General features: G+C 38.3%; 11 protein-coding genes. 2 read left to right on the top strand and 9 right to left on the bottom strand.

The window, feature by feature from the left end; translation table 11 throughout:
- The first annotated feature begins 3 nt into the window (after positions 1–3).
- Entirely contained in the window at positions 4–297 is a 294-nt protein-coding gene (locus tag AC27GZ_RS09035; protein WP_487094631.1) for an integration host factor subunit alpha, read from the top strand.
- Positions 298–422: 125 nt separating this feature from the next.
- On the opposite strand, the gene AC27GZ_RS09040 is transcribed toward AC27GZ_RS09035, so the two are convergent.
- From AC27GZ_RS09040 to AC27GZ_RS09080, 9 genes are all read right to left on the bottom strand, one after another.
- A complete protein-coding gene (locus tag AC27GZ_RS09040; RefSeq protein ID WP_487094632.1) occupies positions 423–1,799 on the bottom strand; it encodes a BatD family protein in 1,377 nt (458 codons plus the stop codon).
- Positions 1,792–2,487, bottom strand: coding sequence for a tetratricopeptide repeat protein (locus AC27GZ_RS09045; protein ID WP_487094633.1), 696 nt, complete (start codon positions 2,485–2,487; stop codon positions 1,792–1,794). The genes AC27GZ_RS09040 and AC27GZ_RS09045 overlap by 8 nt, the downstream gene beginning before the upstream one ends.
- Positions 2,481–3,473 carry a vWA domain-containing protein gene (locus tag AC27GZ_RS09050; protein WP_487094634.1) on the bottom strand — a complete coding sequence of 331 codons (993 nt, stop codon included), beginning with the start codon at positions 3,471–3,473 and terminating at the stop codon, positions 2,481–2,483. Before AC27GZ_RS09050 ends, AC27GZ_RS09045 begins: the two co-directional genes overlap by 7 nt.
- Positions 3,470–4,528 carry a vWA domain-containing protein gene (locus AC27GZ_RS09055; protein WP_487094635.1) on the bottom strand — a complete coding sequence of 353 codons (1,059 nt, stop codon included), beginning with the start codon at positions 4,526–4,528 and terminating at the stop codon, positions 3,470–3,472. Before AC27GZ_RS09055 ends, AC27GZ_RS09050 begins: the two co-directional genes overlap by 4 nt.
- Positions 4,521–5,054 (bottom strand): DUF4381 domain-containing protein, encoded by a 534-nt coding sequence (locus AC27GZ_RS09060; protein WP_487094636.1) that lies wholly within the window; start codon positions 5,052–5,054, stop codon positions 4,521–4,523. Before AC27GZ_RS09060 ends, AC27GZ_RS09055 begins: the two co-directional genes overlap by 8 nt.
- A 1-nt stretch (position 5,055) precedes the next feature.
- A complete protein-coding gene (locus AC27GZ_RS09065; protein WP_487094637.1) occupies positions 5,056–5,988 on the bottom strand; it encodes a DUF58 domain-containing protein in 933 nt (310 codons plus the stop codon).
- A 10-nt stretch (positions 5,989–5,998) separates the two neighbouring features.
- Complete coding sequence (locus AC27GZ_RS09070) at positions 5,999–6,964, bottom strand: AAA family ATPase (RefSeq protein ID WP_487094638.1); 966 nt, start codon at positions 6,962–6,964, stop codon at positions 5,999–6,001.
- Between the two features lie 22 nt (positions 6,965–6,986).
- A complete protein-coding gene (locus tag AC27GZ_RS09075) occupies positions 6,987–9,266 on the bottom strand; it encodes a tetratricopeptide repeat protein (protein WP_487094639.1) in 2,280 nt (759 codons plus the stop codon).
- Between the two features lie 119 nt (positions 9,267–9,385).
- The gene (locus AC27GZ_RS09080) at positions 9,386–10,927 is read right to left on the bottom strand and encodes an arylsulfatase (RefSeq protein ID WP_487094640.1); all 1,542 of its coding nucleotides are present in this window, start codon (positions 10,925–10,927) and stop codon (positions 9,386–9,388) included.
- Positions 10,928–11,155: 228 nt separating this feature from the next.
- On the opposite strand from AC27GZ_RS09080, the gene AC27GZ_RS09085 reads away from it, so the two are divergent.
- Complete coding sequence (locus AC27GZ_RS09085; RefSeq protein WP_487094641.1) at positions 11,156–12,868, top strand: alkaline phosphatase family protein; 1,713 nt, start codon at positions 11,156–11,158, stop codon at positions 12,866–12,868.
- Positions 12,869–12,886 lie beyond the last annotated feature (18 nt).

Genomic DNA, 12,886 nt, shown 5'->3' on the forward strand with positions numbered 1-12,886 from the left:
GCAATGGCGCTTACCAAAGCAGAAGTAGCAGAACATTTATTTGAGAAAGTTGGGCTGAGCAAGCGCGACGCAAAAGAAATGGTTGAAATCTTTTTTGAAGAAATACGTGAAACTTTAGAAAGTGGTGAACAAGTGAAGCTTTCTGGTTTTGGTAATTTCGACCTGCGTCAAAAGAGCGAACGTCCTGGTCGTAACCCTAAAACAGGCGAAGATATTCCAATTTCGGCCAGAAAAGTTGTAACTTTTAGACCAGGGCAAAAATTGAAAAGCCGTGTTGAAGATGGCAATAGCGATTAACAACTAACTTTTAGTGAAAATAAAACCACATTAATCTTCGATTAATGTGGTTTTTTGTTTTTAATAACTTATTTCAGCTTTCTAAAACTCACTAAAACCTACCAAAACTAAATGTATTTGGTATTTCACTTACTATTTAGCGTTATTTTTTCTGTGACTTGGAAAGAAGGACGTTTTTTCTTCTTTGCTGAATGTATATCTGTTAATAACTGCACCGCCTCTTCTTTGCCAAATTTCATGCTTGTACTGCGCTTATCAAATGCTAACTTATTTAGCATTACAGCGTGAGTTGAAGTGAGTGCTTGAGATTGCGCATTGACGATCGAAGCATAGCGATATAAAAAATTCACTGCATCAATATAACGCTGCTGAACAACCGCATTTAGAAAGGCGTTTTTTGCCTTTCTCTGTTCAAGGTGAGTAATACCAGCGTAATAGCTAATGAGCTTTTCTTTATAGCGATATATGATGATAATACTAGTAAACATAGCTATTATGAGTATTATCCATTCAATAAATTTTTGTGGTTTAAAAGCCCATTTTTTTACCGCTCGTGAAGATTGGTCATATTTTATATCGCCAACAGTAAATGATTGTGAAGGAATGGTGATTGTTTCTAATGCATTGGAGTTTGTATTCCACCAGAAGATATTTTGCTCGGCTATTTGATAGTTACCCGGTTGCTCAAAAATATAGGAAAAAGATTCTGTACGTATTCCTACTAACTCGCCTCTGTTTGATTTATCCATCACCTTTGGTGTTTCTTGGTAAATACTTAGCCCTTTAATATCAGGGTGAGTAAGGGGAGGGATCATCATAGCCGGAATCCCTTGAGCAGATAGAGTTACTTCTAAACTTATTGCATCGCCAAGCTCATAAGTATTGTTATTATTGAACGTTGAAGAGAGTGTAAGTTCAACATGAGGTGAAACAATAAAGTGCTCAATATCAGCCAGTGCTTCTGGTAGTGAAATATTAAAGGCTTGTGGTTTGGTGGTAATAATCCCTTCCACAGTGCCGTTGTCTTCAGTATTCACAGAAACACTTACAGCTATTTCAGGTAAAGTAAAACTGCCTTGGCGTGTAGGATAGAGCGTTAGTTCTTGAGTTTGTGTAGACCATGTTTGACCATTAACACGTTTAGTACCATTAATACTATTGATATTGCCTGACAATACTACGGCATCAGCTAATTCAAATCTTTTAATTGAAGTGCCTTTGGCAAACCAGCGGTTTGTGGCAATTTCAATAACAACCACTAACTCTTGACCGACAATGGCTTGTTCACCTTGCCTAATTGTGGTGTTGATTGTAAGTTTCTTGTCATCAACCAGCTTTTTAAGACTAGTCGCATAACTAGTCGATTGCTCATTAGCATAGGTATTAACGCTAATAACGCTAAGTATTAACGCACAAAACAATACCGCTAGCCAAGTTAACTTGTGTTGGCTAATGAGGTTTAGCTTGCTAGTTCGCTCATTCTTCATTAGCTTGTTATTCATCAGCTTCCCCTTCTTTAATTTGGCCTTGTTGCTTCTTTTGGGTTTGCTGTTGATAATAAAATTTCTGTGATAGAAATCTTGCCGGATCTTTTTGTACTTGTCGTAACCACATGTCATTTAAACTAGGATCAAGCAATAATTGCTCGGAGTTAAGTTGTTCCTGCTCTTGCTTTTTAGCAACTTGTCTTTCATCGCCATCACCCGTTTGTGGCTCATCTTTTAAGTCTTTTATCGATTCACCTTGTTCTGCTTGTTGAGCTGCAGATAATAGGTTCACTTCATCGATGATAGCTTGCACTATATCTTTGTTTGTTGTCGCAGCCTGATAATCAGGGTATTCGTCAATGATGGTTTGATATAAATCACGTGCTTTTACATAGTGTCTACCATGAGCTAAGGCATTTGCCTGCGCTAATAAGCTTTCTTTACTGTTAAATTGGCTATATAAAATGGCAGCTGTATCAAAGTCTTCACTGCCATAAGCACTGAAAGCTTGCCATTGGACGTTGCTAAATTTTTTACTGGCTTGTTGATAATTTCCATAATTAAATAAAAGTTGTCCTTGCTGATCTTGAGTTAACCATAGATCAACAAACTTATTCGGATTAGTGATGATAAATAATGCCAGCATCATGAATAATGTGACTAAACACCATTTTTTATACCGAGCTAAAAATGTAGTTACCATTGCAATGTCCACCCCTTTCTAAACCAGAAGAGAAAGATAACAGCAATTAAAAAAGTTAGCGGGTAGCCAGAGTCAAGCCAAGGCCTACTTTTGTCTTCAACGATCACTAAGTTGTGTTCTATATATCGGTTGATAAGAGCGACATCTTCATCATTGATAGTCATATTAATGATGCGGCCATGACTGCTATCAGCTAACGAAGTTAATTGGCTTAGCTGCATAGGTAATATATTGCTTTCACTATCAAGCTCATCAGCATTTTTACCTATAGCCCAAACAATGACTTGGTTTTTTTCTAATACGCCATCATGGGTAAAGTATTGTACAAATTCCTGACTACTTTGTTCACTTGCGCCATCACCAATAACCAATAATGTACCGGGAACGTCGATAGGCGCGAGTAACCTTTGCGTGAGCGGTAACACAGTCTCTACACGCTTACCTTGTATCGGCATGAGCTTACTTGAAAGGCTGTCTAGAAAGTGTTGGATCATTTGTTGATCGTTAGTAATGGGCATTACGACATGAGCAGAGCCAGCAAAAGCAACTAACGCTGTTTTAGTGTCGCCACGCATTGCTAATAATTGCAGTATTTTTTGTTTGGCTCTTAGTAAGCGACTTGGTTGTATATCACTTTGCTCCATGGTTGTTGAGACATCAAGCGCGATAATGAGTGGCGCATTGTTTTCACTAAATGGAGAAGGTTGTTGTTGCCATGTGGGCCCCATCAACACTAAACATATCGGTAATGAAATAAGAAGTGATAATTTTTGTGGTGACAACCAGTGGTTTGTATTACCTTGAACCGTTAGTGTTTTAAGCATGATTGGCGACATGACTTTTCTCCATAGTGCTAGGGTGTCGTCACGTTGGGTGAAAAAACGTAAAATAAGGTACATCGCAATAAAGGCAAACAGCCAGTATGGACGTAAAAAATGAAAGTGCTGAAGTTGCACAATGTTTAAGACATCGGCTAGCTCTTTCATTTAATTGCTTCCTTAACATCAGCAGTCATCATATTTTTTTTGCTATTTCGCTGGCTAAAGTAAAAGCGTAAATTCACTAAAGATAAAAACACTAAATAAATCAATGTCATTATGATTAATGGGTAATGATGTATGCTCGTTCTTGGGCGAAAAGATAGTGAGTCAAATAGCTCAGGCTCCATGGCATTAATTTGCTCATAAACCTGTTGTAACTCTTTGTTGTTGAGTGCTTGGAAGCTAGCACCGCCAGTTAAGTTACTCATTGATGCTAATATGTCTAAATCAACTTTTTCCTCCCCTACGGCTGTTGGGTCACCAATGGCGATGCTGTAAATCTTTATATCGTATGCGGCTGCGACTTTAGCGGCTTCAACCGGTGGTACACGTGAAGCAGTATCATTACCATCGGTTAACACAATTAATACGCGGTTTTTGGTTTGAGATTGTTCAAATACACTGATTGCAAGACCTACTGCATCACCAAAGGCAGTGCTTGGTCCCGCCATACCTATTTGAGTTTCATTAAGTAATTCAAGCCAAGTATTAATGTCGCTAGTAAAGGGAGCTTGTAAATAAGGCGAACTACCAAATAATATAAGTCCTAACCTGTCGTGCTCTCTGCCTTTGGCAAAGTTGCCTAATACTTGTTTCACTGCTGTTAGTCTATCTACTCTTGTGTTATCAGCTAAAGTGAAGTCTTTAACAGACATAGAGCCAGATAAATCTACCGCTATCATTAAATCTCTTGCTGACTTACTTTGAGTGATTGGAGCACCAATGTGCTCTGGTTTAGCCATTGCTGTCACAATGCACAACCAAGCGATTAAGGTAATTAAGCGCTGCAAGTTGTTTCTGTTAAGTAATACCGCGCCGCTTTGGGGTTTTTCGCCAGTCACATCCACTAAACGGGCAAAGTAGGGAACTTTTATCGACGCTTTTCTTTGCTTATATACAGGGGCTAACCAAATAATAAGTAAAGGAAGGGGTAGTAAAAAGAAATACTCAGGATGAGCAAACACTACACTAGAGAAATCAACAGCCATGATATTATTCATTGAGCCTCCTATGATGTTTAAGCCATAGGTTTATTTGCTCTACTAAGGTTTGATATTGCTCAGTGTTGAAGTTGCTTCTATCTAATGGCATGAAGGCAAGCTGATGTAGCTGGTTTGGGCAAGTGGTTGTAAAGCTTGTTTGCTGACATTGTTGATCAAGCCAACTTTCCCAATCATTACCGCTTAGCCGACTTATTTCGTTACGAGAAAAAGCGGTTAATGCTGCTTTACGTAGTAAGGCAGGTAGTTGTTGATATAAAGTTATGTCGTTACTTTTTTGGCAATGGGCTAACCAAGCTAATGCTTCACGTCGGTAAGCGTTTTTTAAGTAGCTCTGGTAAGCTTTATATAATTTAAAGGTGATAAAGAGTACGGCAAAGATAGCTAAAATTTTCCAACCAAGGGTTTGGGGAAACCAGCTAATACTTTCAGGTGCTTTATTTTCAACGATGTTCTCAAGTAGGTAATTTCCCCAAGGCTTTTCAAACGGAGCTTTAATGGTGTTGTTAAAAAGCTGGTTTATCATGTTATTGTCCACCAAAAGCTTTTCGAACTTGGCTATCTACAGGAGATATAGTGTCAATGGAGAGCAATGGGATACGATATTTTTTTGCGGTATCGTCGTAGGTTTTTAATTGTTGCGCTATTTCGTCCTGATATTTTTTTTGCATGTTTTTATCTGAGGATGAAAATTGAATTTGCATTTCACCGTCACTGACAACCATTTGTGTCATTTCAGGTAAATCGAGCTCAAGCGGGTCGAAGACATGACATGCAATGATTTCATTATGTTGACGGATTTGTTTGATAAAGTCTGTACTTTGTTCATTCCAACCATGACCGTCACCAATCAAGATAACTAGGGCATTGTTTCCGGTAACGATACGTAATTTATCAAGCATTTTGTTAAAGGCTATACTGTCATGAGCTGGTGTTTTTTGACTAACGTTTAATTGATGATTTTTTTTAATGATTTCGGTAAGTACGTTGATAACATGGTTGCGTCCACGTTTAGCTGGTACTACTTTTATCTCGTTATCATTATAAATGATTGCGCCAATTCTATCGCCTGTATCTACAACACGCCATGCCATAAGTGCTGCAAGTTCGGCAGCGATAACTGATTTGGTTTTATGGCTACTCCCAAAAAACATGGTGATGCGTTGGTCTATGGCTAAGTAGACATTACGTTCTCTTTCTTCGGTATAAACTTTTACATGTGGTTTGCCAGTTCGTTGAGTAACTTTCCAGTCCATTGCACGAATATCATCACCAGGGCGGTAATGACGTAGCTCTTCAAAATTTAAACCTCGACCTCTTAATTTTGAAACATGCTTACCTGATAATAAACTGTTGGCTGGTTGTTTCGGCATAAATGAAAAACCACGAGATTTAAATTGCAGTCTTCTCAAATCATTTAAGTCAGCGTAAATCAACGAGTCATCATGGTTTTGAGTCATGTGTAAAGCCTTATGCAACGACAACCTGATTAATGATTTCATCAATTACTTGATCGGCAGTTACGCCATCCGCCATGGCATCATAGCTTAAAACTAAACGATGGCGTAAAACACTGTGGACAATGGCACGGACATCACTCGGGTCACAATAATCCTTACCATTAAGCCAAGCTTGAGCACGAGCACATTTGTCGATAGAAATACTGGCTCGTGGGCTTGAGCCCACAGCAATCCACTGTTGAAGTGGCGAATCAGGGAAGCGTTCAGGCTTTCTTGTTGCCATGACAATAGCAACAATATAGTCCACCATAGCTTCACTCATATGAACATTGTGAATTTCGTCACGAGCAGTGAAAATGTGTTCAGGATCTATTTGTTGAATGGCTTGTGTGCTTTTCTCTTCTGATCTCACTAAATTAATAATTTGAGCTTCGGCATCATCATCAGGATAGTCAACCGTAATTTTCATGATAAATCTATCCATTTGCGCTTCAGGTAAAGGATAAGTACCTTCTTGCTCAATTGGATTTTGTGTTGCTAGTACCATAAATAACTTAGGTAGTTTATAGGTTTTACCCGCGACAGTAATTTGCCTTTCTTCCATGGCTTCTAGCAGTGCTGCTTGTACTTTAGCAGGTGAGCGATTTATTTCATCAGCAAGTAAAATGTTATTAAATACAGGGCCTTGTTGAAAAGTGAGGGTAGGCTTTCCGTCTACTTCTTGGTAAACCTCAGTTCCTGTTACATCTGAAGGCAATAAATCAGGCGTAAACTGTACACGGCCAAGGGTGACATCAAGTGATTTGGCTAAACTTTTAACAGAGCGTGTTTTAGCTGTGCCAGGTAAGCCTTCTAACAAAACATTACCATTGGTCAGTAAGGAAATAAGTAACGCATCTACCACATGCTCTTGGCCAATAACCGATGCTTGAATTTGACTTTTTAATTGCTGTAAAGACTGTAAACTTTGGCTCATATCCTTTCCTTTGATTTGCTGTTTACTTTTTCAATTGTGACTTTAACTGCTCTATGACATTTTGAGGAGCCATTTTTGCTAACTTGTTTATACATTGCTTAGCTTGAAAAGCGTTATGTCTTACTTGCATCTCACATAAAGCATATAAGTGCTGTGGATTTTTACTTAGTGTAAATGCTTGCGATAAGGCTTTATAGGCTTTGGTTTTATTTTGCTCTTCTAAGCTTAATCCTAATACATAGAAATAATGATCGTTTTCAGGTGCTAGTTCAGTTGCTTTGGCTAAATATTGAGATGCTAAAGTTTTATCTTTAGCTCTAATATATGCCATGGCTAGTTCAAATGGAATTTGTGCAAAGTCAGGATTAGCTTTTAAACCTCTTTTTAATACAGTCATGGTTTCCTGATTGTTACCTATTTGGCGGTATACTTGGCTTAAATTGATATAGCTTTGTGCAAAGTTAGGTTCGATAGCAATACCTTGCTCAAAAGTTTTTATCGCTAAATCAAAATTCCCTTGATAGCTGTATAAAATACCTCGATTAGAGTGAGAGTATGCTCTGTCATCATTAAATGCTTGCGCTTGAATGTATTCGTCAATCACAGGAGATAATTGCTGTCGCTGGGCTGTTGTTAATTGTGGCCATAAGCTAACTAATTCATAGGCTGCAGAAACTCTAATACCAAGTACTTCATCTGACAGCAAAGGTGATAATAAACGCCATTTCTCGCCTTGTAATGCTTGGCTTCCTCTATCTTGAAAAGCCAGTATTGCACCTAAACGGACAAATTCATCATCATTTTTTAAGGCACGGGAAATGGCAATTAAGGTGTTGGTATTAGAGAAGTTAGCCATTTTAGTTAAGGCAGATGCACGAATAATAGGGGCATAACTGATTGTTTGTGCAATTCTTGATAGCTCAGAAGCGACACTTTGCCATTCCTGATTTGATAAGGAGTAATTCGTTGCAGCAAAGACACGGGCGAAATCTTTTTCTTGTTGTTTCTCTAATCGCTCTTTTGTATTAGGGAACCATTGATTGACTTTATCTAATGACCAATTGCTGTCCTTGTCTTTGTGGCAAGTTAGACAGGTATCAGGTGTGCCAATTTGTAATGAAAGATCGGGACGAGGAATATGAAAGCCATGATCGCGTCTTGGGTCTATATCCATAAATGTGCTTTCAGGCATATGACAGTTAACGCATTGAGCACCTTCAGAGTTATCGTTATGTTGATGGTGTGATTTCACTGCATAAGTGTCACTTTGATGACATTGCAAGCAAACGGTCTCAACAGGAAGTTTTAGCTCTGCTGTGTGTGGATCGTGACAATTGCTACAGACAACACCTTGTTGGTACATCTTTGACTGTAAAAAAGAACCATAGACGAAATCTTCACTGAACACTTGTCCATCAGGATGATAGTTTTCACTGGAAAGCAAGTCGAGTAAGTAGCGTTCGCCAAAAGCATTACCTTCAACGTAATTTTTATTACTGATTTGAGTACGTCTGCTATGGCACTGCGCACAGGTTAATACTTGTTGGCTGTGTTTAATATCTTTAGGAAAGAGAGTGGTCTTATTTTCTTTAGCTACCCAATGTTCTACAGACATAGATATATCACGATTGAAGCCAAGATTTTTGATAGATTTATCTTGTGTCCATTTTATATGATCACTGGCCGCGCCATGACAGCTTTCACAAGCAACATTGATTTCGCTATACGTGGTGTTGTAGCTATCTGTTTTTACATCAAAGTTTTTAGTCACATTGGTTGAGTGGCAATCGGCGCACATATAGTTCCAGTTTTGCCCTGTATTGGTCCAATAAAACTCTTGGTGTGTTTTCGTCATGTCGGGGTATAGATTAAACCAACGTTGACCGCCTTTTTCTTTTGTTCTGGAATCCCAAGCAAAAGGAATCAGCTGTACACGACCATCTTCAAATTCCACCATGTATTGTTGTAATGGATGGTAACCAAAGGTGTATAGAATTTGATAGTCGTGAAATTTTCCGTCAGGCCCTTTGATATTGACCCAAAACTCTTTCCCTTTTCGAAAAAAGGTATTTGTTTCATTGTTAGAAACTAAGGTGACATTATTGAAGTTAGCTAATATTGAATCATCACTAGCATGTTGCATCGCTTTGTCATGATGTGAACCTTGCCATGCATTAACTTCTTTTTGATGACAATTAGTGCACTTTTCGCTACCTACAAACTCGCTTGCCGTGCTTGGAAATGAAAGAGAAAATATCAGAAGTGAAGTGATAAGCAGTAATGTTTTGATAAGTAGGCCCAATTCGATGATTTAATACGGGAAATATAGTTATATAGTAACAAAAAAAAAGCCCAGAACAACAAGTGTTTGGGCTTTTATATACTATAAATCTATTTTGATTTAGCTGTTAAGTTGTTTAGCTATTTACCTTCAGATTTGTTTAAGAAGGTATCATAAACCGCTTCAACAGACCAAGAACCAGTAGGTTGGCTTGGTGGATACTGTTTAAATGTTGACAGGAATTTAGCTGTTTCAGATAAGCCTAAGTAAATGTATGGGGCTTTATCAATCATCCAATCGTAGTATGAATTAGAGTTTTCTTCCGCTTTGCTCCAAGGGTCACGGCGTAAGTTAAGAATTTTTGGCATTCTTAACATTTGGAACGGTTCTGTCCATAATGCCATAGTTTTACCGCGGTTTTCAGCATAAACCATTTTCCAATCACCTACACGAATAGCAACAGGGAAACCTTCGTCATTTAGATAGTGATATATGTTACGAGCGCCTTTATCCGTTTTACCGGTTAGATGCGGTAGCATATTGTAACCGTCTAAATGAATAACACCTTGTTTATCACCAAAACGACGTTTACCTTTAAGCATATCGGCTTTCAAGCTCGTGTCGCCAGTCGCTGCCGCTAGGGTTGGCATCCAGTCTAAGTGAGCCATAATTTCGTTTGAAATAGTACCAGCTTTGATTTTTCCAGGCCAGCGAACCATCATAGGTACGCGGTAGGCACCTTCTTTTTCACTGTTTTTCTCACCATCAAATGGTGTGATACCTGCATCAGGCCATGTGTTGTAATGAACACCGTTGTCGGTTGAATACATAACTATGGTATTGTCAGCAATTTTTAGCTTGTCTAATTGATCTAACATCATGCCAACGTGATTATCATGTGCGACCATTACGTCGTTATAAAAACCTTGGCCTGATAAACCAACATGCTTTGGATTGATATGCGTTCTAAAGTGCATTCCAGCAGTATTCACCCAAACAAAAAATGGCTTTTTAGCTTTTACTGCTTTCTCTACAAACTTTTGTGCTGCAGCAACAAACTCATCATCTGCAGTTTCCATACGTTTTTTGGTAAGTGGGCCTGTATCATTTATTTTTCCATCAGAAAATGAATGAATAACACCGCGAGGACCAAACTTTTTCTTAAAAGCTGGATCTTTTGGGTAATCTGGATCTTCTGGCTCTTCTTCAGCATTTAAGTGATAAAGGTTACCAAAAAACTCATCGAAACCATGATTAGTAGGTAAGTGTTCATCACGATCACCTAAATGGTTTTTACCAAATTGACCAGTGACATAACCTTTGGCTTTTAACATTTCCGCAATTGTGATATCTCTATCTTGAATACCTTCAGCAGCGCCAGGTAAACCCACTTTCGTCATACCAGTACGTAAACCTGATTGCCCTGTAATGAATGTTGAGCGGCCTGCCGTACAACTTTGATCACCATAATAGTCAGTGAACATCATGCCTTCTTTCGCTATACGGTCAATATTAGGGGTTTGATAACCCATAATTCCGTGACTATAAGCACTGATATTTGTGCGGCCTATATCGTCACCCCAGAAAAACAATATATTAGGTTTTTCAGCAGCACTGGCAGTAGCTGTTGCAATAAGTGTTGCACCTGCTAGCAGCATTTTTATTTTACTTTTTATAAACATATTAATCCTTGTCATATTCAGGTTAATTTAATTAACAGTATAATAATATTCGGTTTAACTTTTAATACAAGTAAAAGTATTATTACATCAACATATTATATTTTTAAAAGCGTTAGTCTTTTTATAGGCATAAATTGTAAATAGTAGCAAACTAGGTTAACTTTCCTTCATTCACAATAAAACTAAACACCAAGATTGTGAATCAATAACTGTCATCAAGGATCAGATATGTTTTTATTGAAAAAGAAGCCTCATTTTTTACTTGTAAAAATAATACTCATTACCAGCTTTTTAATTGGCAGTCTTGCCACAGCTTACGGGAAAACAACCAAACCAAAATTAGTGTTACAAATTACCGTTGATCAACTGCGTGGTGATATGCCTTACCGTTATCTGGATAAAATGGGAAAAGGTGGCTTTAAATACTTATTAGATGAAGGCGTTGTGTTTAAAAATGCTCATCATGATCATGCTAATACTGAAACTATTGTTGGCCATACCACTTTAGCTACAGGTGCTGTACCTGCCACCCATGGCATGATTGGTAATGTCTGGTTTGACAATAAACTAAACCGTTTGGTTTATAACATTGAAGATGCTAATTACCCATTGTTGTCAGCTAATGCCGATGTAAACCAAAAAACAGAAATTGATCCGACACAGCGTACGGCTAAATCATCAGGTCGTTCACCGAAAAATATTAAAGTTTCTACTTTAAGTGATGAGCTATCAATAGCGACGAATGGCAAAGCAAAGGTATTTGCTGTTTCAGTGAAAGATAGGGGAGCTGTGTCATTTGCAGGCCACATGGGCAAAGCATTCTGGTTTTCTAAAAAGTCAGGGGAGTTTGTTACCAGTAGTTATTATTACGATAAGTACCCTGACTGGGTAAGTAAATGGAATAGCAATAAGCCTGCGACCAAGTATCATCAGAAAAATTGGCAATTATCACAACCACAAGCTCAGTATGAGTTTGCAAAACAGGATGATCAGCCATGGGAAACATCATTACCCGGCTTTGGCCGAGTTTTTCCGCACGCCTATGGCGATAGTAAAGAGAGCTACTTTAATACTTTTCTGACATTAAGCCCAGCAGGCGATGAGTTGACTTTAGATTTTGCTAAAGCTGTGGTTAACAATGAGCAGTTAGGGCGAGATAATATTACTGATTATTTATCAGTAAGTTTTTCTTCGACAGATTATGTTAGCCATATCTTTGGCCCATCAAGCTTAGAAGCTGAAGATAATATGTTAAGGCTAGATCGAACGATTGCTAACTTACTGTCGTTTATTGATTCTAAGGTGGGGTTAGAAAATACTTTAATTGTTTTATCAGCAGATCATGGTGCGGCTGAAGTGCCGGCGTATTTATCTTCTTTAGGGATGAAGGTTAATACCGTTTCACCAAAAGACTGGGATAAAACGGCTGGCATGAAAGCCTTGAAAAGGCAGTTTGGCTTTGATAAACAACTAATTAAATCCTATTTTCATCCGTATATTTATTTAGATAGGGAATTGATTACTCGACGTAAATTGTCATTGGCACAAGTTCAAAAAGCAGTCGCTTATGAAGTAGACAAACTGGACGGTGTTTCAGTAGCTGTGACAAGTACTGATATTGAGACTGGCAATATTCCTAATGATTACCTACATACACTTGTAGCTAATAATCATGATGCTAATCGCTCAGGGGATATCTATGTTGTTTTAGATGCTCATAAGTTTATTGCTGATATGGATGGCTTAACAGTTGCTTCCACTCATGGTTCTCCATGGAGTTACGATACTTTTGTTCCGTTAATTTTTGCGGGTTTCGATCTTGATGACGAAGTTAATTATCAGCGAGTAAGTACTACAGATATTGCGGTAACTTTATCGGCACTTTTAGCTATAAAGCCCCCATCTGGCGCGCAGGGGAAAGTGCTTATTAGTAAAGATTAGTAAAGGGGATTTTTAAAC

The sequence above is a fragment of the Colwellia sp. SU-HH00943 genome (genome assembly GCF_057546125.1).